Origin of the sequence: Labrys wisconsinensis, assembly GCF_030814995.1 — a bacterium.
Classification (GTDB): domain Bacteria; phylum Pseudomonadota; class Alphaproteobacteria; order Rhizobiales; family Labraceae; genus Labrys; species Labrys wisconsinensis.
In genome coordinates, this window is record NZ_JAUSVX010000017.1 from 142,041 (window position 1) to 167,296 (window position 25,256).

28 protein-coding genes are annotated in these 25,256 nt (G+C 70.4%); 15 read left to right on the plus strand and 13 right to left on the minus strand.

Annotated features, from left to right (window positions below; all coding sequences use genetic code 11):
• Positions 1–34: 34 nt before the first annotated feature.
• From QO011_RS33335 to QO011_RS33370, 8 genes are all read left to right on the plus strand, one after another.
• Complete coding sequence (locus tag QO011_RS33335; RefSeq protein WP_307282228.1) at positions 35–790, plus strand: glucosamine-6-phosphate deaminase; 756 nt, start codon at positions 35–37, stop codon at positions 788–790.
• Positions 791–1,106: 316 nt separating this feature from the next.
• Positions 1,107–2,543, plus strand: coding sequence for an extracellular solute-binding protein (locus tag QO011_RS33340; protein WP_307282230.1), 1,437 nt, complete (start codon positions 1,107–1,109; stop codon positions 2,541–2,543).
• Between the two features lie 100 nt (positions 2,544–2,643).
• Entirely contained in the window at positions 2,644–2,946 is a 303-nt protein-coding gene (locus QO011_RS33345) for a N,N-dimethylformamidase alpha subunit family protein (protein WP_307282231.1), read from the plus strand.
• Entirely contained in the window at positions 2,947–5,184 is a 2,238-nt protein-coding gene (locus QO011_RS33350) for a N,N-dimethylformamidase beta subunit family domain-containing protein (protein ID WP_307282233.1), read from the plus strand. It begins immediately after the preceding gene.
• A 2-nt stretch (positions 5,185–5,186) separates the two neighbouring features.
• On the plus strand, positions 5,187–6,092 hold the full coding sequence (locus QO011_RS33355) for a carbohydrate ABC transporter permease (RefSeq protein WP_307282234.1): 906 nt from the start codon (positions 5,187–5,189) through the stop codon (positions 6,090–6,092).
• A 13-nt stretch (positions 6,093–6,105) separates the two neighbouring features.
• Positions 6,106–6,942: a carbohydrate ABC transporter permease gene (locus QO011_RS33360; RefSeq protein ID WP_307282235.1), complete on the plus strand. Its 837-nt coding sequence runs from the start codon at positions 6,106–6,108 to the stop codon at positions 6,940–6,942.
• A gap of 124 nt (positions 6,943–7,066) precedes the next feature.
• Positions 7,067–7,525: a MaoC family dehydratase gene (locus tag QO011_RS33365; protein WP_307282237.1), complete on the plus strand. Its 459-nt coding sequence runs from the start codon at positions 7,067–7,069 to the stop codon at positions 7,523–7,525.
• The gene (locus QO011_RS33370) at positions 7,525–8,010 is read left to right on the plus strand and encodes a MaoC family dehydratase (protein WP_307282239.1); all 486 of its coding nucleotides are present in this window, start codon (positions 7,525–7,527) and stop codon (positions 8,008–8,010) included. The genes QO011_RS33365 and QO011_RS33370 overlap by 1 nt, the downstream gene beginning before the upstream one ends.
• Positions 8,011–8,020: 10 nt before the next feature.
• On the opposite strand, the gene QO011_RS33375 is transcribed toward QO011_RS33370, so the two are convergent.
• From QO011_RS33375 to pgeF, 5 genes are all read right to left on the minus strand, one after another.
• Positions 8,021–8,692, minus strand: coding sequence for a class I SAM-dependent methyltransferase (locus QO011_RS33375; protein ID WP_307282241.1), 672 nt, complete (start codon positions 8,690–8,692; stop codon positions 8,021–8,023).
• Positions 8,689–9,954: a BtaA family protein gene (locus tag QO011_RS33380; protein WP_370882049.1), complete on the minus strand. Its 1,266-nt coding sequence runs from the start codon at positions 9,952–9,954 to the stop codon at positions 8,689–8,691. Before QO011_RS33380 ends, QO011_RS33375 begins: the two co-directional genes overlap by 4 nt.
• Before the next feature lie 102 nt (positions 9,955–10,056).
• Positions 10,057–11,025, minus strand: a complete 969-nt coding sequence (locus QO011_RS33385; RefSeq protein WP_307282243.1) for a ribose-phosphate pyrophosphokinase — start codon at positions 11,023–11,025, stop codon at positions 10,057–10,059.
• A 146-nt stretch (positions 11,026–11,171) separates the two neighbouring features.
• Positions 11,172–12,317, minus strand: a complete 1,146-nt coding sequence (locus tag QO011_RS33390; protein WP_307282245.1) for a M24 family metallopeptidase — start codon at positions 12,315–12,317, stop codon at positions 11,172–11,174.
• Positions 12,318–12,345: 28 nt separating this feature from the next.
• Positions 12,346–13,128 carry a peptidoglycan editing factor PgeF gene (pgeF, locus tag QO011_RS33395; RefSeq protein ID WP_307282246.1) on the minus strand — a complete coding sequence of 261 codons (783 nt, stop codon included), beginning with the start codon at positions 13,126–13,128 and terminating at the stop codon, positions 12,346–12,348.
• 241 nt (positions 13,129–13,369) lie between these two features.
• Between pgeF and QO011_RS33400 the strand changes: the two genes are divergently transcribed.
• Together QO011_RS33400 and QO011_RS33405 are read left to right on the plus strand one after the other, a co-directional pair.
• Positions 13,370–14,029: a thermonuclease family protein gene (locus QO011_RS33400; RefSeq protein ID WP_307282247.1), complete on the plus strand. Its 660-nt coding sequence runs from the start codon at positions 13,370–13,372 to the stop codon at positions 14,027–14,029.
• Entirely contained in the window at positions 14,004–14,753 is a 750-nt protein-coding gene (locus tag QO011_RS33405; RefSeq protein WP_307282248.1) for a thermonuclease family protein, read from the plus strand. Before QO011_RS33400 ends, QO011_RS33405 begins: the two co-directional genes overlap by 26 nt.
• 56 nt (positions 14,754–14,809) lie before the next feature.
• Here the strand turns inward: QO011_RS33405 and QO011_RS33410 are convergent, their stop codons facing one another.
• The 3 genes from QO011_RS33410 to QO011_RS33420 form a co-directional block, all read right to left on the minus strand.
• On the minus strand, positions 14,810–15,247 hold the full coding sequence (locus tag QO011_RS33410; protein ID WP_307282250.1) for a TA system VapC family ribonuclease toxin: 438 nt from the start codon (positions 15,245–15,247) through the stop codon (positions 14,810–14,812).
• The gene (locus tag QO011_RS33415; protein ID WP_307282252.1) at positions 15,244–15,471 is read right to left on the minus strand and encodes a CopG family transcriptional regulator; all 228 of its coding nucleotides are present in this window, start codon (positions 15,469–15,471) and stop codon (positions 15,244–15,246) included. Before QO011_RS33415 ends, QO011_RS33410 begins: the two co-directional genes overlap by 4 nt.
• 111 nt (positions 15,472–15,582) lie before the next feature.
• Positions 15,583–16,284 (minus strand): TetR/AcrR family transcriptional regulator, encoded by a 702-nt coding sequence (locus tag QO011_RS33420; protein ID WP_307282254.1) that lies wholly within the window; start codon positions 16,282–16,284, stop codon positions 15,583–15,585.
• Positions 16,285–16,381: 97 nt separating this feature from the next.
• Between QO011_RS33420 and QO011_RS33425 the strand changes: the two genes are divergently transcribed.
• The 3 genes from QO011_RS33425 (at position 16,382) to QO011_RS33435 (ending at position 17,923) form a co-directional block, all read left to right on the plus strand.
• Positions 16,382–17,059, plus strand: a complete 678-nt coding sequence (locus tag QO011_RS33425; protein ID WP_307282255.1) for a methyltransferase family protein — start codon at positions 16,382–16,384, stop codon at positions 17,057–17,059.
• A gap of 128 nt (positions 17,060–17,187) precedes the next feature.
• Positions 17,188–17,601, plus strand: a complete 414-nt coding sequence (locus tag QO011_RS33430) for a hypothetical protein (protein ID WP_307282256.1) — start codon at positions 17,188–17,190, stop codon at positions 17,599–17,601.
• Positions 17,602–17,683: 82 nt separating this feature from the next.
• Positions 17,684–17,923, plus strand: a complete 240-nt coding sequence (locus tag QO011_RS33435) for a hypothetical protein (protein WP_307282259.1) — start codon at positions 17,684–17,686, stop codon at positions 17,921–17,923.
• 12 nt (positions 17,924–17,935) lie between these two features.
• On the opposite strand, the gene QO011_RS33440 is transcribed toward QO011_RS33435, so the two are convergent.
• The 5 genes from QO011_RS33440 to QO011_RS33460 all read right to left on the minus strand — a co-directional run bounded on the left by QO011_RS33440 (position 17,936) and on the right by QO011_RS33460 (position 23,216).
• A complete protein-coding gene (locus QO011_RS33440; RefSeq protein WP_307282261.1) occupies positions 17,936–19,345 on the minus strand; it encodes a sensor histidine kinase in 1,410 nt (469 codons plus the stop codon).
• The gene (locus tag QO011_RS33445) at positions 19,332–20,015 is read right to left on the minus strand and encodes a winged helix-turn-helix domain-containing protein (RefSeq protein WP_307282262.1); all 684 of its coding nucleotides are present in this window, start codon (positions 20,013–20,015) and stop codon (positions 19,332–19,334) included. Before QO011_RS33445 ends, QO011_RS33440 begins: the two co-directional genes overlap by 14 nt.
• Positions 20,016–20,162: 147 nt before the next feature.
• A complete protein-coding gene (locus tag QO011_RS33450) occupies positions 20,163–21,116 on the minus strand; it encodes an ABC transporter permease (protein WP_307282264.1) in 954 nt (317 codons plus the stop codon).
• Entirely contained in the window at positions 21,106–22,044 is a 939-nt protein-coding gene (locus QO011_RS33455) for an ABC transporter ATP-binding protein (protein ID WP_307282265.1), read from the minus strand. The genes QO011_RS33450 and QO011_RS33455 overlap by 11 nt, the downstream gene beginning before the upstream one ends.
• Positions 22,041–23,216, minus strand: a complete 1,176-nt coding sequence (locus QO011_RS33460; RefSeq protein WP_307282266.1) for a COG1470 family protein — start codon at positions 23,214–23,216, stop codon at positions 22,041–22,043. Before QO011_RS33460 ends, QO011_RS33455 begins: the two co-directional genes overlap by 4 nt.
• Positions 23,217–23,471: 255 nt before the next feature.
• Between QO011_RS33460 and QO011_RS33465 the strand changes: the two genes are divergently transcribed.
• Together QO011_RS33465 and QO011_RS33470 are read left to right on the plus strand one after the other, a co-directional pair.
• Complete coding sequence (locus tag QO011_RS33465) at positions 23,472–24,092, plus strand: TetR/AcrR family transcriptional regulator (RefSeq protein WP_307282267.1); 621 nt, start codon at positions 23,472–23,474, stop codon at positions 24,090–24,092.
• Positions 24,093–24,140: 48 nt separating this feature from the next.
• Entirely contained in the window at positions 24,141–25,133 is a 993-nt protein-coding gene (locus tag QO011_RS33470; RefSeq protein WP_307282269.1) for an alpha/beta fold hydrolase, read from the plus strand.
• Positions 25,134–25,256 lie beyond the last annotated feature (123 nt).

The window sequence follows — 25,256 nt, forward strand, 5'->3', positions numbered from 1 at the left end:
CCGGTCCGCGAGGATCGCTTCAAGGATTTCTGCCATGCAGTTCCACTGGTATGAAGACCCGGCCGCGCTCGCCGGGCACGCGGCCGATCGGATCGCCGCCCTGCTGCACCGCAAGCCGGACGCGGCGATCGCCCTGCCGACCGGGCAGACGCCGCTCATGCTCTATCGCGAGCTCGCCCAGCGCCATCGGACCGGCGCCCTTTCCCTGGCCGCGGCGCACCTGTTCAACCTCGACGAATATCTCGGGCTGCCCGGCCGCCATCCCATGAGCTATGCCGCCTTCCTGCGGGACAACCTCATCGACCTCGTCGACGCCGATCCCGCCCGCGTCCACCTGCTCGACGGCGCCAGCGCCGATCCGGCGGCGGCATGCGCCGCGCATGACCGGGCGGTCGAGGCCGCCGGCGGCCTCGACCTTGCGATCCTCGGCCTCGGCGTCAACGGCCATATCGCCTTCAACGAGCCCGGCTGCTCCTGGCAGACCCGCGGCCATGTCGTCGACCTCGCCGAGGCCACGCTGGCGCGGCATCGCGAGCAGACCGGCCGCGGCGACCTGCCGAAGCGCGGCCTCACCATGGGCGTGGCAACGCTGCGGGAGGCGCGCTCCGTCCTGCTGCTGGCCAGCGGCTCGGGCAAGCGGGCGGCCATGGCGGCGCTCCTGGCCGGGCGGGGCGATCCGGACTGGCCGGTGACCAGCATGCTGACGCACCCCGATCTCCTCGTCCTGGCGGAGGAGCGCCTGCGCCGGCCGCTCAGCCCGGCGGACGGGCTTCGAGCGGCCGCAGGCTGATGCGGCGGCACCCGCGGCGGCCGATGTCCTTATATTGAATCGACACGACGCTTCGCCAAGCCGGGCAGGCGGTCAAAATGCCACGCCTCCAAGGGCATTCCGTCGCAGACCGCGTCCGGTGGAAATTTCCCGACGAAGATGTCTTGCCAGCATTGATTATAAGGATCTAACTTATTTCGGCTGAACGCGTCGATCCATTCGCGGGACGCCATAGGGCGCCGGACGGCCGCGGGCCGGCCGGCGCGGAAGGTAGACGCGGTCGAAGTTCACGACAGGGCGAGCGGACCAACGATCGCCACCACAGAGGGACAAGACGATGCAGATATCCAGATCATGCGACGGGAGAGGGGCGTCGCCGCTTGCCGCCCTCGCAGACCATCTGAAGGCAGGCGCGCGCCGGCTGATCGCGCCGGCGGTGGCGGCCGTGATCGCGGCCGTGGCCCCGGCTCAGGCGGCCTCGCCGCCGGAGGCGGCCAAGATCGACTGGAAGCAGCAGAGCGGCACGACGATCGACCTCTTCCTGGTCAAGCATCCCTGGACCGACGGCGTCGAGCCGCTCCTGCCCGAGTTCGAGAAGCTCACCGGCATCAAGCTCAATGTCACGACCGTCACCGAGGACGCCTACTGGAACAAGGCTTCGCTCGGCATGACCGCGGCCAAGCCGCCCTTCGACGTGCTGTTCATGTCGATGGGCATCACCGGCGTGACCGCCTATTCCAACAACTGGATCGCCAAGCTCAACACCTTCCTCGACGATCCCAAGCTCACCGACAAGAGCTGGTACGACTACGCCGACTTCTATCCGGCCGCGGCCACCGCCTTCCGCATGCCGACCCCGGCGAGCGAGGGGATCTACGGCATCCCGATGTCGACCGAAGTCTACATGATGTTCTATCGCAAGGACCTGTTCGAGAAGGCCGGCATCGATGCGGCGGCGATCGGGACCTTCGACGAGTGGTTCGCCGCCCTCGACAAGCTCAAGCTCGACGACGGCAGCTATCGCGCCGCTCTGCGCGGCGGCGGCCTCGGCATCCTCGACGAGCTCAATGCCGCCGTCGCCGACAGCTGGGGCTCGGCGCCCTACGAGAAGGACCGCTTCGTCTATTTCGACGCCAACTGGAAGCCGCGTTTCGACGACCCCAGGATCGTCAAGGGATTCGACATCTGGGCCAGCCTGATGAAGCGCTCGGCGCCGGGCGTGACCGCCTTCGACTGGTATGAGGCGACGAGCCTGTTCGCCCAGGGCAAGGCGGCCACCTTCGGTCCGGACGCCAGCCTGTTCGCCTCGATCTTCATCGATCCCAAGCAGTCCACCGTCGCCGACAAGATCGGCTTCCGGCCGGTCCCGGCCGCTTCACCCGACGGCGCCCACACGGCCATGTGGTCCTGGGGGCTGAGCATCCCGGAGAAGTCGGCCAAGAAGGAGGCGGCCTGGCTGTTCGTGCAATGGGCGACGAGCCCGGCCGTCACGGAGCAGATCGCGCGCAAGACCCTGGCGGCGCCGCGCAAGTCGACCTGGGACAGCAAGGACTTCCAGGCGGCGCTGCCGCCCGGCTTCGGCGACGCGGTCGGCAAGTCGCTGGCGATCGCCCAGCCCTCGATCATGTATCTGCAATCGGCCGACAAGGTGGTCGAGGGCATGCTCGATGCCCTGCACGCCATCTACCAGGGCACGCCGGCTGCCGACGCCGCCAAGACCCTCCAGGAGACGGCGACGGACGTCGTCACCGAGGCCGGGCTCTACAAGCCCTGATCGGGCGTGCGCGGCGCGGGCGCAAGCCTGCCCGCGCCTTCGCCAAACCGTGCCGCGGCGGGCCGCGGGACGGTTTGGCCAACGGAGATGACAGCGTTTCATGGTCCAGATCGACCCCACCCGCACCGATCTTGCCCGGGAGTTCCGGCGCGTGCCCTATGGCCGCCATAGCGCCGATCTCCAGCGCATCCTCAATTTCTTTCGTTCGCAGCCGCTCGCCGGCAATTATTGTCTCGTCTGCGTCGAGCCGCACCGGGAATGGGTGCTGGCCCGCTTCGGTGCGACCTCGCGCGAACGGCCCACCATCGTCGGCCCGAGCTTCACGTCGCTGGCCGATGCCGAGTGGCATGTCTTCAAGTGCCGCTGGCACGACCACACCGGGCAGGCGCTGGAGATCGACTGAATGATTGAGATTCTCGGATATCCCGACCGCCTGTCGGCGCGGCCGGGGCAGACCATCGCCTTCAAGGTCAGCTGCGAGGCGGGGGCCGCCTCCTACCGGGCCGACATCGTGCGCCTCGTCTGCGGGGACGACCGGCCGGATGGGCCGGGCTTCAAGGAGGTCCTCGTCGCCGATGCCGCCGTCAACGGCGCCTATCCCGGCCGGATCCAGCCGATCGACTGCGGCTCCTATGCGCGGGTGGCGCCGGTGCCGGCGCTCGACGTCGCCAGCTTCACGCTCGCCGCCCTGGTCTGGCCGACCCTGCCGGGCGTCGGCGAGCAGACCATCCTGGCGCGCTGGCTCGGCAGCGCCGCGGAGGGCGAGGGCTATGCCCTGGTCCTCGACGAGACCGGGCGCCTCTGCCTGCGCCTCGGCGCCGGAGGCCGGCACTGGCGCCTGGCCACGGTCCGGCCGGTGGACGAACGACGCTGGTACCGCATCATGGCCAGCTTCGATGCCAGGAGCTGCGAGGCCGTCGTCCATGCCGAGCCGCTCGAGCCGGCCTGGAACGACCCCGCCCTCGTCCCGGCCCGAGCCACGTCGCCCTTCGCGCCGGCCGTGCCGGCAGCGGCGCCCTTCACCATGGCGGCCCATGTCGCGCCGGCTCCGACCGAAGGCCTGTTCGGCGCCGGGCACTACAACGGCAAGATCGAGGCGCCGCGCCTGCTCGATCGCGTCGTCGCTCCGGGCGGGCTTGCGGGCCTGATCGCCCAGCCGCCCCTCGGGACTGGAGGAGGGCTGGTGGCGGCCTGGGATTTCTCCATCGGCATCCCGACGGCCACGGTGCGCGATCTCGGGCCGGCGGGGCTGCACGGGACATGCGTCAACCTGCCGACCCGCGCCGTGACCGGGCATGGCTGGACCGGCGACGTCGTCAGCTGGCGCAAGGCGCCGGGGCAATACGGCGCGATCCATTTCCACGAGGACGACCTCTACGACTGCCGCTGGCAGACGGATTTCGCCTGGGAGATCCCGCAGGGCCTCAAGAGCGGCATCTATGCGGCGCGCCTGCGCTGCGGCGACAGCGGCGAGGATTACGTCCCGTTCTTCGTCCTGCCGCCTCGCGGCTCGGTGACCGCGCCGGTGGCGTTCCTCGCCTCCACGGCCACCTATCTCGCCTATGCCAACAGCCACGACGCCTATGACGATCCGCTCGCCGAGCGTGCCCACGGCACGGCCTCGGTGCTGGCGCCGTCCGACCTCTTCCTGATGGAGCGGCGCGACTACGGCCTCTCCGTCTACGACCATCACCGGGACGGCAGCGGCTCGTGCTGGACCTCGCGGCTGCGGCCGATCCTCAACATGCGGCCCAAGCGCGCCCTGTGGAGCCTCAACGCCGACCTGCACATCATCGACTGGCTGGAGGCGACGGGCCGGGACTACGACGTCATCGACGACGAGACGCTGCACGCGGAAGGGGCGGCGCTGCTCGCCCCCTATGCCTGCATCATGACCGGCGCCCACCCCGAATATACCTCGGCGGCGATGATGCACGCCCTGGCCGGCTACACCCGCGACGGCGGCCGGCTGATGTATCTGGGCGGCAACGGCTTCTACTGGCGGGTGAACTGGCATCCCGAATTGCCGGCCGCCATGGAGATCCGGCGCGGCGTCACCGGCAGCATCTGGCTGGCGAGGGCGGGGGAGACGCATCTGGCCTCCACCGGCGAGCCGAGCACCCAATGGCGCAATTCCGGCTATGCGCCGCAGCGCCTGGCGGGCATCGGCTTCATCTCCGAGGGCTTCGACATCGGCTCCTATTATCGCCGCCAGCCGGCGAGCCGCGACCCGCGCGCCGCCTTCGTCTTCGAGGGCGTGGAGGAGGAGATCATCGGCGATTTCGGCGTGTTCGGCGGCGCGGCCGCCCTCGAGCTCGACATCGTCAACCCGGAGGTCGGCACCCCGCGCCATGCGCTGGTGCTGGCGTCCTCCGAGGGGCACAGCAACATCTATGTCTTTGCCGCCGGCGAAGGCGGCGGCAATTTTCCGGGGTCCGACGGCATCGAATGCCCTGACATCCGGGCCGATATGGTGTTCTTCGAGACGGCCGGGGGCGGGGCGGTGTTCTCCACCGGCTCGATCGGCTGGGCCGGCAGCCTCGCCCATCGCGGCTATGACAACAACGTCTCGAGGATCACCAGGAACGTGCTCGCCCGCTTCATCGACCCCACGCCCTTCCCCGGCGGATCGGCGGCCTGAGCATGGCCGCCGGCCGTTCCCGTCCCTACCGGCCGTTCCGGCCGAGCGTGCCGCTGCTGCTGGCGACCCCCGCGCTGGCGCTGCTGGCGGCGCTTGCGCTCTACCCCATCGCCTTCGGCCTGTGGGCCGGGTTCCACCAGTGGAACTGGGCCCTCGGGCAGGCGGAGGCCTGGACCTTCAACGGCCTGCGCAACTATGTCGCCGTGTTCCAGGACCGGCGCTTCCTGCATTCGATCGTGGTGACGCTCTATTTCGCGGTCCTGGCCGTGACGATGGAGCTGGCGATCGGCCTCAGCCTGGCGCTGCTGCTCTCGAACGTGCAGCGCGGCGCCTGGTTCTTCCGCTCGGCCGTCATCTTTCCGCTGATGGTCTCCGACATCGTCGCCGGCGTCATCGCCTCCGTGCTGCTCGACCCGACGCTCGGGCCGATCAACGCGTTCCTCGGCAGCCTCGGGCTGCCGCGCCCGAACTGGATCGGCGATCCCCAGCTGGTCGTGCCCGTCCTCGCCGCAGTCGACACCTGGTGGCAGACCGGCAACATCATCCTGATCCTGCTGGCCGGGCTCGCCGGCATCCCGCAGGAGCGGGTCGAGATGGCCTCCCTCGACGGCGCTCGCGGCTGGACGATGTTCCGCCACATCACCCTGCCGGCGCTGATGCCCTTCATCCTCGTGGCAATGGTGTTCCGCACCATCGATGCGCTGCGCGTCTTCGCGCTCGCCTGGTCGATCACCAAGGGCGGGCCGGCCCGGGCCACGGAGGTCGCCCAGCTCTACGTCTTCCAGCAGGGGATCGGCCGCTTCTTCAACATGGGATACGCCTCGGCCGCGGCCTCGGTCTTCGCCATGCTGATCGGGCTGATCGCCGGCGTCTATCTGTGGGCCATGGCGCGCTCGCGCGATCGGTGAGGGGAGATCGACGGTGCAGCACTCGCCCCATCGGCGCCTCCTCGGCCGCGGCCTCGCCTATGCCGCCCTGGCGCTCGCCGCCTTCCTGTCCTTTGCGCCGATCCTGTGGATCGGCCTCACGGCGCTCAAGACCCAGCGCGAGGCCCTGGCCTCGCCGCCGATCTGGCGCTTCGTGCCGCAATGGCAGAACTTCGTCGAGGCCTGGAACTCCAACGATTTCAGCCGGTCCTTCCTGGTCACGACCTCGGTGTCGTTCCTGTCCGTCGCCATCACGCTGATCATCGCCATTCCGGCCGGCTATGCGCTGGCGCGCTACCGCAGGACCTGGCTGACCGGCATGGACATCGGCTTCCTGATCGTCCGGCTGCTGCCGGAGATCCTGTTCGTGACGCCGCTCTACGTCCTCTACCAGGCGTATGGCCTGTTCGACACGCAGATCGGCATCGCCCTGGCCTTCCAGATCTTCAACCTGCCCTATTGCATCTGGCTGCTGCGCCAGTTCATCGCCGAGGTGCCCGTGGAGATCGACGAGGCGGCGCTGCTCGACGGCGCCCGCCACTGGACGCTGATCTGGCGGATCATCGTGCCGATCATCGTTCCCGGCATCGTCACGGCGGCGATCCTCTCCTTCATCGCCATCTGGACGAACCTGCTGCTGCCCCTGACGCTCACCTATAACGAGACGCCGATGGTGGCGACCACCATCGCCAACTTCCAGGGCTACGGCTCGTTCAACCTGCCGACCATGGCGGCGGCGGCGGTGATCTCCCTCCTGCCGCAGCTGCTGTTCTTCATTTTCGCGCAGCGCTACATCGTCAAGGGCCTGACGGCCGGCGCCGTGAAGGGGTGAAGGGCTCGAGCCTCCGTCCGGGCGGAACGGCTGCCCGGCGCGGGCCGAGGTAGGCGGGCCGCGCAGGCCTGCCCCGAGCGGGGCGCACTTGCCGCCCCGGCCCGAGTTCGGGCAGTCTCGCCGCATGGCCGAGCCCCGTCTGCATTTCGAGGACTTCATCCCCGGTGAGGTGGCGACCTACGGCGCCCACACCGTGACGAAGGACGAGATCATCGCCTTCGCGCGTGAGTTCGACCCGCAACCCTTCCATCTCGACGAGGAGGCCGGCAGGGCCTCGATCCTCGGCGGGCTGGCGGCCTCCGGCTGGCATGCCTGCGCCATCCTGATGCGGCTCAACTGCGACGGCTTCCTGCTCGATGCCGCCTCGATGGGCGCGCCGGGCATCGACGAGGTCAAGTGGCTGCGGCCGGTGCGGCCGGGCATGACGCTGTCGGTGCGCCGCCACGTCCTGGAGGCGCGGGCGTCGCGAAGCCGGCCCGGCATGGGGCTGGTCAGGTTCCGGTTCGAGCTCGTGGCCGACGGCGAGGCGGTGGTGCTGACCCAGGAGGGCACGATCATGCTCGGCCGACGGGAGGCCGCCTGATGTTCTTCGAGGACGTGACCGTCGGCTTCCACGACGAGCTCGGCGCCTTCACCTTCACGGCGCCCGACATCAAGCATTTCGCCGCCCGCTTCGACCCGCAGCCCTTCCACATGGACGAGGCGGCGGCGGAACGCAGCCATTTCGGCGGCCTGGTCGCCTCCGGCTGGCAGGTCGCGGCCGTGTGGATGCGCCTGATGGTCGCCTATCGCGAGCGCAAGGTGGCCGAGGCGGAGGCGCGGAACAAGGCCTTCGGCCGCCTCGGCCCGTCGCCCGGCTTCCGCAACCTCGTCTGGGCGCTGCCGGTGCGGGCCGGCGACACGCTCACCTATCGCTGGGAGATCACCGCCAAGAAGGAAAGCGCCTCGCGGCCGGACTGGGGCCTGGTCAGCATGCGCAACTGGGCGCTGAACCAGGACGGCGGAGAGGCCTTCCGCTTCGACGGCCTCGTCTTCTGGGAGCGGTATCCGCGGGCGTCCGGCGGCTGAGGCGAGGCGCTCAGGTCGGGCGCCGCAGCACGGCATAGACGGCATAGCCGCGATAGAGCGAGCGGCAGTCCAGGGCGAGGCCGTGGCGCTCGGCGATGTCGGCCAGCACGCCGGGCAGCTCCGCCGAGGGGTGGACATGGAAGCGCCGCAGCCAGGCGAAGAGCAGCGCCTTGAACCAGCGCGGCAGGCCTTCCTGCTGGCCGAAATCGACGATCAGCAGCTTGCCGCCGGGGGCGATCGCCGCCGCGGCCCGCTCCGCCGCCAGGCGCCAGCCGGGGATCATCGACAGGGTGTAGGAGATATAGAGCCGCTCGAAGGCCGGCCGGCCGAACATGGCGGGATCGAAGGTGGTGGCGTCGGCGCGGCCGAGCGTGACGCGCTGCTTCAGCGCGCGGCGCAGCAAGGCCCGCCGGGCCGTGTCGAGCATCTGACCCGAGATGTCGAAGCCGTGCAGGCGGGCGTCGGGATAGCGACGGGCCGCGGCGACGAGGTTGCGGCCGGTGCCGCAGCCGATCTCCAGCACGCTGGCGCCGTCCGCCGCATCGAGATCGGCGATCAGCCGGTCGCGGCCGAGCAGGTAGTATTTGCGGGTGAGGTCGTAGATCCAGCGCTGCCAGCGATAGATGCCGTCCATCGCCTCGGCGGCGGAGGCGGCGGCCGCGAGGGGGGCATGATCCGTCACTGCAGCGGCCTCAGCGTGTAGAGGTGGAAGCCGCCATAGATGGCGGAGCGGTCGCGCGCGGTGAAGTCGCGGCAGCGCTCGCGGTCATAGGCCCAGCGGTCGAGGATGATGTCGGGCACGCGGCCGGGCAGCAGGCTCTCCTCGGCCGAGGTGCGGAAGATGACGCGCGCGCCGGACCGGGCGGTGCGGGTGATCTCCTGCCAGAGCGTGGTGAGGATCTCGTCGGTCATCCAGTCCTGCGCGTCGAGGAGCACATAGGCATCGAGGCTGCCGGCGGGGCAGGAGCGCAGATGGTCGATCAGGTTGACGTGGCGGACCTCGATGCGGTCGGCCCGGGCCTGGACGGTCTCGAAGGCCTGGCGGCCGAGATAGGGCGGCACCGGCCCGTCGCCCTCCGGCTTGTAGCCGCGGCCGAAGGCCTGCCAGGCGAAATAATTGTCGGCGAGGTCGAAGTCGCAGGCCAGGCGCTCCAGCCGCCCGCGCAGGACCGTGGCCATGTCGCCGCCGCTCGCCAGGGAATCGTACTGGGCCGGCGGGATGCCGAGGCCATAGAGCGAGGCGCGGCGCCGGGCGAACCAGCGGATATGGGCCCGGTCGAACAGCGGGGCGATGCGCCGCTCGAAGATGGCCCGCTGCTCCTCGCGGTCACGCGCGGAGAGCAGGATGCTGGGATCGATGCGGTGCAGGCGGCCGACGAGATGGCCGAAGCCGATGAAGCGGCCGAGCAGCCCGTGCTGGTAGAGGTTCTTGGTGAAGTAGCGGGCGCGGCGGCGGCCGAGCGCGTCGCGGCCGTCCCAGTAGGCGCGGGTCTCCGCGTCGAGCGCCGGGCGCAGCCGCGCATAGGTCTCAAGGTTGGCGGCGATGCCGGCGCGGGCGAAGAGGTCGTAGAAGGCGGCGTGGTCGGGCAGGTGGCGCGCCGCCGCGACCTTGAGGCGGTTGAGCGCGACGTGATGGGCGTTGAGGTCGACCGCGGTGATGGCGGCGGGATCGGCCAGGAGGTAGCTCATCACGTTGCAGCCGCCCGAGGCGATGGCGACGAGGCGGTCGGTCGATTTCAGCGCCAGCGCCTCCATGTCGATCTCGGGATCCTCCCAGATCTGGGCGTAGACGAGGCCGCTGAAGGCCAGGGTGAACAGCCGGTCCTGCAGGCCGCGCAAGGAGAGGAGCCGGTGGTGCTCCACCGCGCCCTTGATGCGGCGGCGGCTGCTGGCGGCGGCGTCTTCGCGGGTCCGAGCGGTCTCGACTGTGCTCACGTCCGGCATCCTCCGGCGGCTCGAATCGTCCGAGCCGATGGGCCTAGCCGGATAAGACAGGGCGGTGACAGACGCGTGACGCCCCGATACGGGGCGCCGGCCGGAACAGCCTCAGTTGAACAGGCTGGAGACGCTCTCTTCCGAGGCGGTGCGGCCGATGGCTTCGCCGATCAGCGGCGCGATCGAGATGACGCGGATGTTCTCGGCGACGCGCACCGCCTCGGTCGGCATGATCGAATCGGTGATTACCAGCTCGCGCAGCTTGGAGGAGGCGATGCGGGCGACCGCGCCGCCCGACAGCACGCCGTGGGTGATGTAGGCGAGCACGTCCTTGGCGCCCTTCTCCAGCAGCGCCTCGGCGGCGTTCACCAGGGTGCCGCCGCTGTCGATGATGTCGTCGATCAGGATGCAGGTGCGTCCCGAGACGTCGCCGATGACGTTCATCACCTCGCTCTCGCCCGGGCGCTCGCGCCGCTTGTCGACGATGGCCAGCGGCGCGTCGATGCGCTTGGCCAGCGCCCGGGCGCGCACCACGCCGCCGACGTCGGGCGAGACCACCATCAGGTTGCGCGTGTCCATGCGCGCCTTGATGTCGCGCTCCATGACGGGCGCGGCGAAGAGGTTGTCGGTGGGGATGTCGAAGAAGCCCTGGATCTGGCCGGCGTGCAGGTCCATCGTCAGCACCCGGTCGGCGCCGGCATGGGTGATGAGGTTGGCGACGAGCTTGGCCGAGATCGGCGTGCGGCCGGAGGAGCGGCGGTCCTGGCGGGCATAGCCGAAATAGGGGATCACCGCGGTGATGCGGCGCGCCGAGGACCGGCGCAGCGCATCGATGATGATCAGGAGCTCCATCAGGTGGTCGTTGGCCGGGAAGGACGTGGACTGGATGACGAAGACGTCCGCGCCCCGGACATTCTCCTGGATCTCGACGAAGATCTCCATGTCGGCGAAGCGCCGGACCGAGCACTTGGTCAGCGGCACCTGGAGATAGGCGGAGATCGCCTCGGCCAGGCCCCGGCTCGAGTTGCCGCAGACGAGCTTGATCTCGCCAGACCCGCGTCCACGGTCGCCCGCCGCCATGTGGAACACCTTCAAATGTCACGCCTTGGCGCGGCTCTTACCAAGGTGATCGTGGCGGGACAATGGCGCGTCACGAAGAGTTCACAGAAGGGTTGCGGATTTGCATCAGGCGCATGGCTCGGCGCGACGCTCCCGCGCCGGGCCGCTCAGCAGCGCTGCAGCCCGATATCGGCGCCGTTGAGCACCTGGCTGCCGGCCTCGCCGACCAGCGAGGTGCGGCCGAGGCACATGGCGGTGGCGCTGTCGGAATCCATGATGATCATGTGGGCGAACATCACCATGCCGGGAACCAGCGCCCAGTCGTTGCCCTCGTAGAACATCGGCCAGTCCATCCAGGACGGGGTGAACTTGGCGCCGAGGGAATAGCCGCAGGCGGCGAGGCGATGCTCGGCCAGGCCGTGCGCGTCCATGACGCGGGCATGGGCGGCGAAGACGTCGCCGGCCGTGCGGCCCGGCCGGATCTCGGCCTCGCAGGCCAGCAGGGCCTCGCGCGCGGCGGCGTAGAGCGTGAGATGCCGGGGGCTGGGCTCGCCGACCACCACGGTGCGCATCAGCGCGGCGTGGTAGTGGCGCCAGACGCCGGCGAATTCGAGCGTGATCTGGTCCCGGGCGTCGAGCCGGCGCCGCCCGGACTTGTAGCGGCAGAGCAGGGCGTCGCGGCCCGAGCCGATGATGAACTCGTTGGCGGGATAGTCGCCACCGGCGGCGAAGACGGCATTGTGCTGGGCGGCGAGGATCTCGCCCTCGTCCGCCCCGGCCCGCACCGCGGCGAGGCCGGCGGCGTCGGCCGCGTCGGAGAGGCGCGCCGCCTCGCGGACGAAGGCGATCTCGGCCGGCGACTTCACCGCACGCAGGCGGGTGACGATGTCGGACGCGTCGACGAGCCGGTCGGCGCCGAAGGCGGCCTCGAGCTTGCGGCCATTGGCGTGGGTGAGGCCGTGCGTGTCGAACTCGGCTCCGAGCCGGCCGCCGGCGAGGCCGAGGTCCCCGACCACGGCGAGGAGCTGCTCGGCCGGCGTCGCATCCCGGCGGTCGGTCCAGATGCGGATGTCGCCGACGATGGAGGTTTGCTGCGCCTGCCTGAGATCGGCCGAGCGGGTCAGCAGCGCCATGCGCCCGTCGGCCCGCACCACCAGCGACTGGAAGAAGCAGAAACCGAACGTGTCGTAGCCGGTCAGCCAGTACATGCTCTCCTGCGCGAACAGCAGCATGGCGTCGAGCCGGCGCTCGGCCATCGCGGCGAGCAGGCCCTGCAGGCGGGCGGCATATTCGTCGGCGCTGAAATGGGGCATGGCGTTGCTGGATTGGCGCTCGCAGGATTCAGGCCAGGGCGATGGCGTGCAGCAGCCGGCCATAGTCCGGCTCGCGGCGGTGGGTCACCCGGCGATAGGAGAAGAAGCGCTCCTCGTCGGCATAGGTGCACAGCGCCATGTCCTCGAAGCGCCCGATGCCGGCGCCGGTCAGGCGGGCGCGGATATAGGCGGGCAGGTCGAACATGGCGTGGCCCTCGCGGGGGCTCGACCCGAAGAAGGCGGCGTTGGCGGCATCGACCTCGACGAAGCGGGCGACGAATTCCGGGCCGACCTCGTAGGCGGTCTTCGAGATCATCGGGCCGAGCACCGCCACCGTGCCGGCACGCGTGGCGCCGAGCCCCTCCATCGCCGCGAGCGTCGCCTCCAGCACGCCGGTGAAGGCGCCCTTCCAGCCGGCATGGGCGGCGCCGACCACGCCGGCCTCGGCATCGGCGAACAGCACCGGGCCGCAATCGGCGGTGGAGACGGCGATGGCCAGGCCCTTCTCGCGCGTCACCATGGCGTCGGCCTTGGGCGCGGTCTCGCGCGTCCAGGGCGCGACGACCGTGATCACGTCGGGCGAATGCACCTGGTAGCAGGTGACGAAGCGCTCGCCCGCCACGCCCAGGGCGTCGGCCATGCGGCGGCGGTTCTCGCGCACCAGCGCCGGATCGTCGGCGGAGCCCTGGCCGCCGTTGAGGCTGGCATAGATGCCCTCGGAGACGCCGCCCCGGCGTGTGAAGAAGCCGTGACGGACGCCGGCCAGGGCGAGCGCGGGGTGGGTGAGGGCGACGGCGGGCGAATCGGGCATGGCGGCAGGATCGGCGGGCAGCGGCGGCCCTGTCAAATGCGGGGAGGCCGTCCATGGCCGAGAACAGCCGTTCCTCGTTTACCGCATCTTATCGGCTGGCGCCGATCCTGCCGGCGGCCGGGATGCGTCGCGTCCGTCTCGCAATCCCGCCGCGTTCGACGCATAATCGGCGTCGTTACCCTTCGGCAGAGATCCGTCCGGGCGAGTGGTTTGGTTGCGTCAGGTCATGGTTTCCGGTGCGATGAAGGCCGTCCGACCGAAATTCCCGACCGTGCTCGTCAGGGCCGCCGCGCTCGTCGGCCTCCTCCTGCTCGTCGCCCTGGTGGTGGTGGTCGTGCGCGGCCTGCCCGAGTCCATCGGGCCGGCGCCGGGGCGCGAGCAGCCCAATGCGGCGGACAAGTCCGACCAGGCCGCCTTCGCGCCGGGGATGGCGCCGCAGCGCGCCAATACGGCCGAGAAGGCGGACCGGTCCGATGCCGGCAAGGCGCCCAGGCCGCTGCTGGGGGCGTTCAGCCCGGTCCTGCCGCCGTTCGAGGTCGTCAGCGCCGATACGTTCAAGTCGAACGACCACCAGTTCAAGCTCGCCGGAGTCGAGGGGCCGCCGCGCAATGCCGTCTGCGTCGACGCCGACGGCGGGCTGTGGGCCTGCGGCCTCTATGCCCGGGCGGCGCTCAACAACGCCCTCAAGGACCGGCGGGTGGCCTGCGCCTCGGCGCGGCCCGAGCCCGGCGAGGAGCCGGGGGCGGTGTGCACCATCAATGGCGGCAATCTCGCCGGGATCCTGGTGGGCCTGGGATGGTTGCGCCCGGTCGACGGCGAGCAGGCCTTCGTGCAGGTGATGGAGGAGGCCCGCTCGCAGAAGCGGGGCATGTGGAATGGCGATTGGCACATCCGGTCCTAGGCGTGACGGCGCCGCCGGCGCCCTGTCCGACCTCTTCTCCGCCGGCGCGCTCGGCGGCCTGGCGCTGCTCGCGATGGTCGCCCTGCCGCGGCCGCCGGCTCCACTGCCGCAGGCGAGCCCCGCCCCGGCGGCCGTGACGCGGGCAGCGGCGCCGGCCGCGGCGCCCAAGGTCGCCCCGGCCGCGGTGCGGGCGGCCGTGCCGGCATCCCCCGCCGCCGTGCGCTCCGAGGATCCGCACGAGGAGCTGTGGCCCTCCGTGCCCCGCCGGGTGGATCCGAGCGAGCGTCACTTCCCGCGCGTCGCGGCGGCCGCCGTGCCGCCGGCCGTGCATTACGACCTCACCCTGACGGTGCCGCCGAGCTTCCGCACCGTCGACAGCGCCAGCTTCGTCATCAACGGCAAGACCTACCGCCTGGACGGGCTCGAGCCGATCCCGCCGGACCATATCTGCAAGAGCCCGCAGGGCTCCCGCACCGCCTGCGGGCGGCGCGGGCTGGTCGCCCTGCGCCGGGAGCTCGCCGGCAAGACGCTGGCCTGCCGGCAGACCGGCAGCGACGGCGCGGTGACTTTGATCGAGTGCGGCGGGGCCGGTCTCGCCCTCTCGGTGCGCATGGTGCGGGACGGCTTCGCCAAGGCGAGCGCCAAGGCGCCGCAGGAGCTCGCCGCCGCCGCGGACGAGGCCCGGCGCGGCCGGGTCGGGATCTGGGGGGAGGAGGGGCTGTAGGCGCGGGCGCCTGAAGCGGGACGGGCGAAGCCTGCTGCCTCGCGCGCTGCGGACGGTCAGGGGCCGGTGATCTGATACAGGGCGCTTCCTCCATCTCTGACGGCTGCTGTGGACAAGCGGCGGTCCAGGGTAGCGAGCTTTCCGCTGCGCGATTTGGCTAGGCCCAGAAGATAGCTGTCCGTCACCTGCGCCGAGGTCAGGATCCGTTGGGGATCGAGATGCTCCGAGCCGACGAGGCTGATGTCGTCGTGCCAGAACGAGTGACCGGGCAGCGAGCGGAGCCTGCCGACAATGGCGGCTACGGCTGCCGGCGATCCTGGCGTGTTGGGATATTTCGGATGGCCGACGATCCGGATGACCCCATTCTCGGTGAGAGGACATGTCGCCCAATTCTCATGTCCGATCTGCTGGAACCACGCATGCGCCGGGTCATGGGCAACATGGTTGGGATCGATCAGGGCGATCAGGACATTGACGTCGAGCAGGAACGTCACGGCGTCTCGTCACGAAGGGCGTTGACGATGTCGAGCGTCACGGGCGATCCGTCGGCGCGCGATGCGAGCAGCGGAATGCCGTTGCGCTCCTGGCCGGAAGGTGGCTTGCGGAGAGAACGCCGTGCCAGGTCGGAAATGATCTTGCCCACGCTCTGCCGCTGCTGTTCCGCCATTGCCTTTGCGGCGACGAGAACATCGTCATCGATCACGATCGTCGTCCGCATCGAGCCATCCCTCCGGCGCATCAGTCATCACGCATCATGTGGCGGCGGCGTGCGCTTTCGCAAGGTGGCAAGGGCCTTGCTCTCCCGTGATCCGCGACCCGTGATCAAAGATCAGCGACCGGCGTTCATGCGCCGGGCCGTCATCACGGCCTCGACATGGCCGGGCTCCGTCAGGCGGATGCTGCCGTCGGGGAGGCCGAGGATGCGGTCGAGGGCGAGCGCGTAGAGCTGCACCCGCCGCTCGAGCGCCGGCACCGCCGCCGCCATGTCGCCCGCCTCCGCCATGGCCCGGGCGATGATGCCGTGCGTGGCGGCGCCGAGCTGCAGCATCATCTCCGCCACGCCTTCGGGATCGAACGTATCGAAGGTGCCGTCCTCGACGCCCTTGGCGACGATGCCGGCCAGGATCGGCAGGAACAGGGCGCTGGCCGCCCCGTTGATGCGGTGGAACAGCACCAGGTTCTCCGGCCGGAACAGGGTCTCGAACAGCGGCCACGTGACGGCGAGGGTTTCCAGCTTGGCCTGCCGCGAGCGCGTCAGCACAGCGTTGAGGCGGGCGAGGGCATCGAGGCCGGGCTCGTCGAGCACGTCCTGGATGCGGACGAGCGCCTGACGGGCCAGGCGCTCCGCCAGCGCCTCGAGCAGGGCCTCCTTGGAGGCGAAGTAATGGTAGAAGGCGCCCTTGGAGAGCCCGGCCGCGGCAATGACGTCGTTGAGGCTGGCATGGTCGTAGCCCCGCGTCAGGAACAGCGCCTGGGCGCAGTCGAGAATCTCGCCGCGGCGCAGCTCGGGATGCCGGACGATGCGTGGCATGGGGCGCCTCCGTGGTTGCGGAACAGACCGATGGTCGGTATGATAGACCAGTGGTCGGTCCGGGCCAAGCCAGGCCGGCAGCGGGTGGGAGATCGTCATGATCGCCAGGCTGATCCTGAGCACGCTCCTGTGGTTCGGCGTCATGGGCGTGCTGCTGTTCCTCGCCGCCGGCACCCTGGACTGGCCCGGCGCCTGGGTGTTCCTGGCGGAAATGGCCGGCCTCGGCCTGGTGATGGGGGCGGATATCGGCCGGCGCGATCCGGGCCTGATCGCGGAGCGGCTGAAGCCGCCGGTGCAGAAGGGCCAGGTTGCGGCCGACAAAGTGCTGACCAGCGCTCTCTTCGCGCTGATGTTCGCCTGGCTCGTGGTCATGGGGCTCGACGCGGTCCGCTTCGGCTGGTCCTTCGTGCCGGCCTGGGTGCAGGCGGTCGGGGCGCTCAGCCTGCTCGTCTCGTCCTGGATCGGCTATCGCACGATGCGCGAGAACAGCTTCGCCGCGCCGGTGGTGAAGGTGCAGAAGGAGCGCGGCCAGCGGGTGATCTCCACTGGTCCCTACGCCCTCGTCCGCCACCCCATGTATTTCGGCAGCATCTTCTTCTTCGTCGGCACGCCGCTGCTGCTCGGCTCCTGGTGGGGCCTCGTCTTCTCGGCCGGCCTGATGGCCCTGCTGTGCATCCGCATCCCGATCGAGGAGAAGGCCCTGCGCGCCCAGCTCGAGGGCTATGACGACTATGCCGCGCGGGTGCACTACCGGTTGATCCCGGGCCTGTGGTAGCGGGGCCTTCTTGGGTTCCTGCCGATTGCTTAACAAAAGTTAATCCACCGGCAAACCGGCCCCAAGCTCGGCTGTGCTCTCCTGGCATCGGTCGCTCGCGGACAGCGGCGACAGCGGGAGAACGAGCGATGGGAACGCTATCGGATCTGTTTCGAGCCTGGAGGGCGTACCGGCCGTCGAAGGCGGCCTGGTTCGGGTCGGGCGTCGCCTGCGTGCTGGGGACGATGATCGTCGGCTTCACCTGGGGCGGCTGGGTCACCGGCAGCACGGCGGCTGCGATGAGCGCCGATTCGGCACGCGATGCCCGCAGGGAGTTCGCGGCCGCCTATTGCGTCAGCCGCTTCGAAGCCGCGCCGGATGCCGCCGCCAAGCTGGCGGCCCTGAAGAACACCGACAGCTGGCTGCGCAGCGGCGTCATCGACAAGGGCGGGTGGGCCAAGCTTCCCAGCTCGATGCCCGAGGTCGGGGGTGTCGCCGAGATCTGCGCCGACCGGCTGGCCGAGGCGACGCTGCAGCCGGTCAGATCGGCCGCCGCGCAGTGACCGGCGACGAAGCCCGCCCGAGCCGCCAGGATCGGCGGGCCTGCCGCCGCACCATCGGACGGACGAGGATCAGGAGGATCCGATGAGTTCTGCCATGCTCCTGGAGCGGAAACTTGCCGGCGCACTGCCCAAGCTTTGCGGCCTGGCGCTCTATCTGTGCGGCGATGTCGACCGGGCGGAGCGCCTGGTCGACAGGACCATCAGGATCGCCTGCCGGGATTGCGACGTCCTGTGCACCGAGGGCAATGCCATCCACGACCTCTTCCGCATCCTGCAATGCGTCTACTATCTCGACCGGCGGCCCGGCAGCCGCAGGGCCTGACCGCGGCCCCGGTCAAGACCGGCGTGCGAGGCCGCCGTGGTCCGGAGCGGGGAAACGGATCGACAAGGCGAGGCCGGGTCCGTTGTCGGAGAGGGTGATCGCCGCGCCGTGCAGCTCGGCGATCGCGGCGACGATGGCAAGGCCCAGGCCGTTGCCCGGCGTGGTGCGGCTCGCCTCCAGGCGATAGAAGCGCCGGAAGATCCTGCCATAGTCCTGCTCCGGGATGCCGGGCCCGGTGTCGGCGAAGACGAGGACGGCGTCCCGGCCCTCGTGGGCGAGCCGCAGGGCGATGACCGAGCCTGCCGGCGTGTGACGGATGGCGTTCTCCACGACATTGGAGCACAGCTGCAGCAGGAGCTCCCGGTCGCCCTGGACGCGGACGCCGTCCTCGATCGAAGCGGTGAGGGCGTGGCCGGCATCCTCGGCGACGACGCCGTAGGTCTCGGCGACCAGCCGCGTCAGGGCCGAGAGGTCGACCGGCGCAAAGCCCCGGCGGCGCGAGCCGGATTCGATCTGCGCGATCCGCAGCAGCGCCGAGAAGGTGTCGAGGATGGCTTCGGCCTCGGCGATGGCGGCCTCGATGGCGGCCCGGAACTCGGCGGTGCTGGTCGCCGTGGCGCGCGCCACCTCCAGCGTCTGCCTGAGGCGCGAGAGCGGGGTGCGCAGGTCGTGCGCCACGTCGCCGGAGAGCTGCTTGAGGCTCTCCATCGCCTGCTGCAGCCTGTCGAACATGGCGTTGAGGTTGGCCGCCAGCTGGCCGATCTCGTCCTTGCGGCCGGCGACGGGCACGCGCGCGTCGAACTGCCCGGCCATGAAGTCGCGCGCCGTGCGGTTCACGGCGTCGATGCGCCGGACGAAGCCGGCGCTGAGAAGGATGCCGCCGAGAATGGCGAGCAGCGCCGACACGCTGCCGCCGGCGGCGAAGGCGGTGCCGATGGCGCTCTCGACCTGGGCGATCCGCTCCGCGTCGTTGGCCACCACCGCGAAGCTGCCGTCGCCGAGCCTGATGCCGAAGGCGATGGCCGGACGCGCCTCGGCCTCCTCGCCCCGCTCGGGATGCGCCGCATCGCGCCGGCGGTGGACGAGCACGTCGTGCAGGCCGGGCTCGATGCTGACCGGGCTGATATTGCCGGCGATCAGCCGTCCATCGGCGCCCTGGAGCAGGAAATAGGAGAAGGCGCCGCGCTGCAGCCGGCGCTTGACGATCTCGGTGGCGGCGGATCCGTCGGCCTGGCCGTATTCCTGCGCGAGCGCTGCCGCCTCGCGCTCGACCGTCGCCGAGATCTGCGAGCGCATCGAGTTGCGCGTGACATAGCCGACCACGGTGAAGAGGACGCCCACCGACAGGGCGAACAGCAGGACGTAGACGGCGGTCAGCCTGAAGATCGAGGTCTTGAACGGCGACAGGTCAAACGGTCTCATCGGGCGCGCGCATGATATAGCCGGCGCAGCGGACGGTGTGGATCAGATCCGGCCTGTCGTCGCCGTTGATCTTGCTGCGCAGGCGGCTCACATGCGTCTCCACGACGCTGGTCTTGGGGTCGAAATGGAAACCCCAGACGCTCTCCAGCAGCATGGCCCGCGTGGTGAGGCGGCCGGCGTTGCGCATGAGATATTCGAGCAGCTTGAACTCCTGCGGCTGGAGCTGGATCTCCCGGCCGGCGCGGGTCACCCGGTATTTCAGGAGGTCCATCTCCAGGTCCGCGACGCGCAGGAGGGTCTCCACCTCGACGAGCGGCGGGCGCCGGGCGAGGGCATTGATGCGGGCGGAGAGCTCGGTGAAGGCGAAGGGCTTGACGAGGTAGTCGTCGGCCCCCGCATCCAGCCCCTCGACCCGGTCGTCGATGCCGCCCATGGTGGTGAGGAACAGGGTCGGGGTCCGCACGCCGAGGCTGCGCAGCTTCCGGACCAGCGACAGCCCGTCGATGCCGGGCAGCATGCGGTCGACCACCAGCACGTCGTAGGCCTCGCCCGCGGCGAACAGGCCGTCCGGCCCGTTGGTGGCGACGTCGACGACCTGGCCGGCTTGCCGGAGGCCCTTGGCGACGTAGTCGGCGGTCTGCGAGTCGTCCTCGATGACGAGAATTCTCATGCGATCTTCCACGCCTCTGCGATCGCCGCGGCCGCGCGCCGAGCCGGGACTTGCCGGCTCCGCCCGCAGGCAGGCCGGGAAACCCGGCTCGATCGGAGGATTCTAGCAGCATTTCCCGGATCGGGGGGCCGATCCGGGAAATCCTGCTCAGGCCCGGATCTCCTGCCTCTGGAACAGGAGATAGGCCACGGTGAACAGCACCACGCAGGCCGCGATCAGGCCGGACAGCTGCGGCCAGACCAGCAGGGCGCTCTGGTCGAAGGGCAGGGGCTGGCCGATGAGCGCGCCTTCCACCTGGGTCGAGAGCACCGGGCCGAGGGCGCGCACCGCCGGATTGAGCAGGGCCTGCGCCGTCTCGGCGAACAGCGTGTTGGGAGACAGGCGCGCCAGGTCCAGCGCCACCTCGACGGCGCGCAGCTGCGACATCGGGTCGAACGGGTCCGGCGTGACGATCAGCGGCGCCAGCAGCGCAACGATCATCTGCCAGAAGAAGGAGAGGATCAGCCATATGGCGAGCCCGCAGAGCGCCGCGGTGGCGGCTGAGCGGAAGACGATGGAGAGCGCCATCGCCAGCGCCAGCCAGACGCCGCCATAGGCGATCGCCGCCAGCAGGAAGGCGATGGTCCGCAGCGCTTCCTCGCCGCTCGGCGGCAGGCCGAGCATCACCATGCCGCAGCCGGTGACGATCAGCCAGAGGCTGAGCAGGACCACGGCGAGCGTCGCCAGGCCCGCCAGGAACTTGCCGAGCAGCAGCGCGTCCCGATAGATCGGCTGCGCCAGGATCCGGCTCATGGTGCGGCGGCTGAACTCGCCGTTGACGCTATCGAAGCCGAGGGCGATGGCGACGATCGGGATGAGGAAGCCGAGGAAGGCGACGAAGGAGGGCAGGGGCGGCTGCGCCACGGTGAAGACGTGCAGGAAGATGAAGCGGTCCTGCCCGATCTCCTGGCGCAGGCCGGTGGCCGCCTGATGGATCGCCGCGACGCCGGCGATGCAGATCAGCAGCTCCAGCAGCAACATCCGGGTGCTGCCCAGATTGTCGGCGAGCTCCTTGCGGATGATCGCGCCGAGGCCGGTCCAGGGCGAGCCGCTACGCCGCATGGCGCACCTCCGCGAAATGGCTGGCATAGACGTCGTGCAGGCTGGCCTGGCCGACCTCGAGGCCGAGCAGCGCGCCGCCGGCCTCGCAGACCGTCCGCGCCACCGCGGCGCGGACGTCGGCGCCGGCCTCGATGCGCAGGCGCCCGGCGGCCTCCTCGGTCACGGCGGTGACGCCGGGAATGGCCCGCAGGCGCGGCGCCAGCCCCTCGCCTTGGGCCTCGATCCGCACGACATGCGCGCCGCCGAGCACCTCGGCGATCAGCGCGTCGACGCGGCCGGTCAGCCCGACGCGGCCCTGGTTGAACAGCGCGACGCGGTCGCAGACCGACTGGACCTGGTCCAGGAGGTGGGACGACAGCAGGATGGTCATGCCGTCCTGCTTGAGCGAGCGGATCAGGGCAAGGAACTCCTGCGTCGACTGCGGGTCGAGGCCGCTGGTCGGCTCGTCGAGGATGGCGATGTCGCAGCGCTTCATCAGGATCTCGGCGATGGCCAGGCGCTGGCGCATGCCGCGGGAGAAGGTGCGCACCGGCCGGCGGCGCACCTGCGCCAGCCGCACCCGCTCCAGCGCCGCCGTCATCCGCGCCTCGATCTCCCCGGCCGGAAGGGCGGCGAGCTCGGCACCGTAGCGCAGATTGGCGTCGGCGCTGAGATGATCGTAGAAGCCGACCGAATCCGGCATGTAGCCGACCCGCCTCTTCACCTCCAGCGGGGCGCGCAGCGGGTCGAAGCCGGCGACGCGGGCTTGTCCCGAGGTCGGCTCGGTCAGGCCGAGCAGCATCAGGATGGTGGTGGTCTTGCCGGCGCCGTTGGGGCCGAGCAGCCCGACCACCTCGCCGGGCTCGATCGCGAAGTCCAGCCGGTCGACGGCGAGGACCTGGCCGTAGCGCTTGGTCAGCGCCTGCGTGGCGATGATGGGCTCGCTCATCGCCGGCCATACCTGCCGACGGCGCCGACGAGCACGAGCGCGGCGACGGCGACCAGCCCGATGCCGGTCGCGCCCCACAGCGTCGAGGTCAGGACGGTGACGCGATAGCTGGCGGACTGCGAGGCGCCGTCGCCGGAGGCGCTGAAGGAGACGACATAGTCGCCGTCGAGGGCTTTCGCCGCGGGCGTGACCAGGGCCGTGACCGTGCGCTCGGCGCCGGCCTGGAGCGCGTCGATATGCGCCGGCTCGAAGCTCACCTTCCAGTCCGGCGGCGCCGAGCCGTTGAGGGAGAGGTCGCGGGCCGCGGCGGTGCCGGAATTGCGCAGCACCAGCGTGTAGCTCCGCTCCCGGCCGGCATAGGCGTTGCCGCTGACCCGCCCGTCCTCGCCGGCGAGGCTCAGCGAGGGCTGGCCGCTGACGTCGAGGGTGAGCCTGGCCGTCGCCTCGGTGCCGGCGCCGGCGATCTTCATCGTCACGGGGTAGTCGCCGGCCGGTGTGTCCTGGGTCGGCTTGATCGAGACGGAGATGTCCTTGGCCTCGCCGGCCTTCAGCGGGATGCTGGTGAGCTCCTGGCTGCCATATCCCTCCTTGAAGGCCACGTCGAAGCCGGCCGGGGCCTCGGCCGTCAGCGTCGCCAGCATGTCGGTGGCGCTGTCGTTCACGACATGGACGCTGAAGTCGAAGCTCGACTTCGGCGATCCCTTCAGGACCGGCAATTTGGGCTCGGCCGTGAGCTTGGCGGCGAGCGGCGGCTCCAGGTGCACGGTCACGGGCAGGCTGGACCTGGCGTCCGTGCCGGCGGCATCGATCAGCAGCTTGTAGTCCCCGGGCTTGGCGTCCTTGGGGATATCGAGCTTGAGGGAGAGGGTGGCGCGGCCGTCATAGTCCGCGAAGGCGGCGTTCACCGGCTTGCCCTGGCCCTCGATCACGGCGCTCCAGGCCTGCGGCTTCTCGGCGACGTTGAGCTCGGTGCGCTGGGGCGCCAGCCCGTAATTGTACAGCGTCAGGCCGAGGGAGGTGGTGTCGCCGGCATGCAGCGTCAGGGACGGGAAATCCGTGGTCAGCCAGAGCCCCTTGATGTCCGGGGCTGTCGCGGCCCAGGCTTGGCCGGATGTCAGGAGCGCTGAAGCGTAGAACAGGCTTGCGCACAGCAAGCGTCTCTTGGCGTGCATTGTCGACCTCGATGGACCCTGCGGGTCGAAGGGCGCGGCGTCCCAAGTCCGTGCGGCGGGGAGGCGCCGCGTCGCTGCGCGGGGCGCCGGTCGCCGCCGGCTCCTCGGGCCCGCGTTCGAACCGCCGCGAACAAAGCACAGCCGAGCTTGGCGCTGCTTGTCCGGGACATTAACAATCGTTCATGTTCGCAGGTCCGGTGATGTGCTCGGGCTGTGGGCTTGATTTGGAAGGGATCGTTCTCTAATATCGGGCCCATGAACGCATCCGCCAGTCCCACCCCTGAGTCCCGTGGCCCCGGCCGCCCCCGCGAGTTCGACCTCGACGCGGCGCTGGACGGGGCGATCGGCGTGTTCAGCGAGATCGGCTACCACGCCACCTCCCTCGGCAAGCTCACGGCGGCGATGCAGATCGCCGAGGGCAGCCTCTACAAGGCCTTCCGCGACAAGCGCGCCGTGTTCCTTGCCGCGTTCGAGCGCTATGTGCGCCTGCGCAGCCGGCGGCTCGCCGAAGAGCTGGCCTCGGCGCGGACCGGCCGCGACCGGGTCAGGGCGGTGCTCGCCGTCTATGCCGAGGCCAGCCACGGCAGCCTCGGGCGGCGCGGCTGCCTCGTCGTCGGCAGCGCGGTGGATCTCGCCAGCTCGGACCCGGAGATGGCCGGCCGCGTGGCCGAGGTGCTGGCCATGCGCGAGCGGCGCCTCGCAGACTTCGTCCGGGAGGGGCAGGCGGACGGCTCGATCGCCGCCGGGGCCGATGCCGCAGCGACGGCGCGGCTGCTGCTGTGCGTGATCCAAGGCATGCGCGTTCTCGGCAAGACCGGCCGCTCCCCCGAGGAGATGGCGAGCGTCGTCGAGAGCGCGCTGAAGCTGCTCGATTGAATTCGTGGCTAATTTGGAAGTGATCTCTTTCTATTTATGGAGCCAATCATGACGACAGCGCATCGCGAGACGGGCGCAGAGCACGAGATCGTGCGGACGATGGACGCCGATATCCCGCCGCCGTTCGAGCCCGCGGCGTTCTGGCGGCAGTTCCGTCACGGCACCGCGGTGGTGCGTGGCGTGCGTCTCCACTTCGTCGAAGGCGGCGCCGGCGCGCCGGTGCTGCTGCTGCCGGGCTGGCCGCAGAGCTGGTACGCCTGGCGCCAGGTCATGCCGCTGCTGGCCGCCGCCGGCCGGCGCGTCGTCGCCCTCGACCCGCGCGGCATGGGCGATTCCGACCGGCCCGCCGGCGGCTACGACCTCGCCACCGTGGCCGCCGAGATCCACGGCCTGGTCGAGGCCCTGGCCTTGACCGCGGATGGGCCGATCGACGTCGTCGGCCACGACGTCGGCACCTGGATCGGCCATGCCCATGCGGCGGACTGGCCGGACGACGTCCGGCGCCTCGCCGTGTTCGATGCGGCGCTGCCCGGCATCAGCCCGCCGCCTCCGCCGGGCATCGCTTCGCCGCAGGCCAATGCCAGGACCTGGCATTTCGGCTTCAACCGCCTCGACGACTTGCCGGAGCTGCTGCTGGAGGGGAAGGAGCGAGCCTTCCTGACCTGGCTGTTCCGCTCCAAGGCGGTCCGCCCCTGGACGATCGCGCCGGCCGACCTCGACGAATATGTCCGGGTCAATGCGGCGCCCGGCGCCACCCGGGCGGCGCTCGCCTATTACCGGCATGCGCTCGGGCCGGAGGGGCTGGCGCAGAGCCGGGCGCGGGCGCAGCGCCGGCTCGCCATGCCGGTGCTCGCCGTCGGCGCCGATGCCGGCGTCGGCTCCATCCTGATCGAGACCATGCGCCTCGTCGCCGACGACGTCACCGGCGCGGTGTTCGCAGGCTGCGGCCATTACATGCCGGAGGAAGCGCCGCGCGCCGTGGCCGAGGCGATCCTGCGCTTCGTCGGCGCCACGTCCGACGGCAGGGTCGGCGACAGCTGATCGACAGCCCATTCCGGGCCACGGCCCGGCACGCGCGGACCTCGTCACCGCCGAGCATCGCCATGATGGTCGGCGCTGTTCAGCATGTGTGACTGGAGGTAGAATATCGAGGGTCAGGTACCT

Coding starts and splice junctions, on each gene's coding strand:
- QO011_RS33465 (WP_307282267.1), top strand. CDS start 23,472: ATGAACGCATCCGCCAGTCCCACCCCTGAGTCCCGTGGCCCCGGCCGC.
- QO011_RS33470 (WP_307282269.1), top strand. CDS start 24,141: ATGACGACAGCGCATCGCGAGACGGGCGCAGAGCACGAGATCGTGCGG.
- QO011_RS33435 (WP_307282259.1), top strand. CDS start 17,684: ATGAGTTCTGCCATGCTCCTGGAGCGGAAACTTGCCGGCGCACTGCCC.
- QO011_RS33350 (WP_307282233.1), top strand. CDS start 2,947: ATGATTGAGATTCTCGGATATCCCGACCGCCTGTCGGCGCGGCCGGGG.
- QO011_RS33340 (WP_307282230.1), top strand. CDS start 1,107: ATGCAGATATCCAGATCATGCGACGGGAGAGGGGCGTCGCCGCTTGCC.
- QO011_RS33355 (WP_307282234.1), top strand. CDS start 5,187: ATGGCCGCCGGCCGTTCCCGTCCCTACCGGCCGTTCCGGCCGAGCGTG.
- QO011_RS33365 (WP_307282237.1), top strand. CDS start 7,067: ATGGCCGAGCCCCGTCTGCATTTCGAGGACTTCATCCCCGGTGAGGTG.
- QO011_RS33420 (WP_307282254.1), bottom strand. CDS start 16,284: ATGCCACGCATCGTCCGGCATCCCGAGCTGCGCCGCGGCGAGATTCTC.
- QO011_RS33335 (WP_307282228.1), top strand. CDS start 35: ATGCAGTTCCACTGGTATGAAGACCCGGCCGCGCTCGCCGGGCACGCG.
- QO011_RS33370 (WP_307282239.1), top strand. CDS start 7,525: ATGTTCTTCGAGGACGTGACCGTCGGCTTCCACGACGAGCTCGGCGCC.
- QO011_RS33460 (WP_307282266.1), bottom strand. CDS start 23,216: ATGCACGCCAAGAGACGCTTGCTGTGCGCAAGCCTGTTCTACGCTTCA.
- QO011_RS33450 (WP_307282264.1), bottom strand. CDS start 21,116: ATGCGGCGTAGCGGCTCGCCCTGGACCGGCCTCGGCGCGATCATCCGC.
- QO011_RS33445 (WP_307282262.1), bottom strand. CDS start 20,015: ATGAGAATTCTCGTCATCGAGGACGACTCGCAGACCGCCGACTACGTC.
- QO011_RS33400 (WP_307282247.1), top strand. CDS start 13,370: ATGAAGGCCGTCCGACCGAAATTCCCGACCGTGCTCGTCAGGGCCGCC.
- pgeF (WP_307282246.1), bottom strand. CDS start 13,128: ATGCCCGATTCGCCCGCCGTCGCCCTCACCCACCCCGCGCTCGCCCTG.
- QO011_RS33415 (WP_307282252.1), bottom strand. CDS start 15,471: ATGCGGACGACGATCGTGATCGATGACGATGTTCTCGTCGCCGCAAAG.
- QO011_RS33345 (WP_307282231.1), top strand. CDS start 2,644: ATGGTCCAGATCGACCCCACCCGCACCGATCTTGCCCGGGAGTTCCGG.
- QO011_RS33380 (WP_370882049.1), bottom strand. CDS start 9,954: ATGCCGGACGTGAGCACAGTCGAGACCGCTCGGACCCGCGAAGACGCC.
- QO011_RS33440 (WP_307282261.1), bottom strand. CDS start 19,345: ATGAGACCGTTTGACCTGTCGCCGTTCAAGACCTCGATCTTCAGGCTG.
- QO011_RS33430 (WP_307282256.1), top strand. CDS start 17,188: ATGGGAACGCTATCGGATCTGTTTCGAGCCTGGAGGGCGTACCGGCCG.
- QO011_RS33455 (WP_307282265.1), bottom strand. CDS start 22,044: ATGAGCGAGCCCATCATCGCCACGCAGGCGCTGACCAAGCGCTACGGC.
- QO011_RS33390 (WP_307282245.1), bottom strand. CDS start 12,317: ATGCCCCATTTCAGCGCCGACGAATATGCCGCCCGCCTGCAGGGCCTG.
- QO011_RS33385 (WP_307282243.1), bottom strand. CDS start 11,025: ATGGCGGCGGGCGACCGTGGACGCGGGTCTGGCGAGATCAAGCTCGTC.
- QO011_RS33425 (WP_307282255.1), top strand. CDS start 16,382: ATGATCGCCAGGCTGATCCTGAGCACGCTCCTGTGGTTCGGCGTCATG.
- QO011_RS33405 (WP_307282248.1), top strand. CDS start 14,004: ATGGCGATTGGCACATCCGGTCCTAGGCGTGACGGCGCCGCCGGCGCC.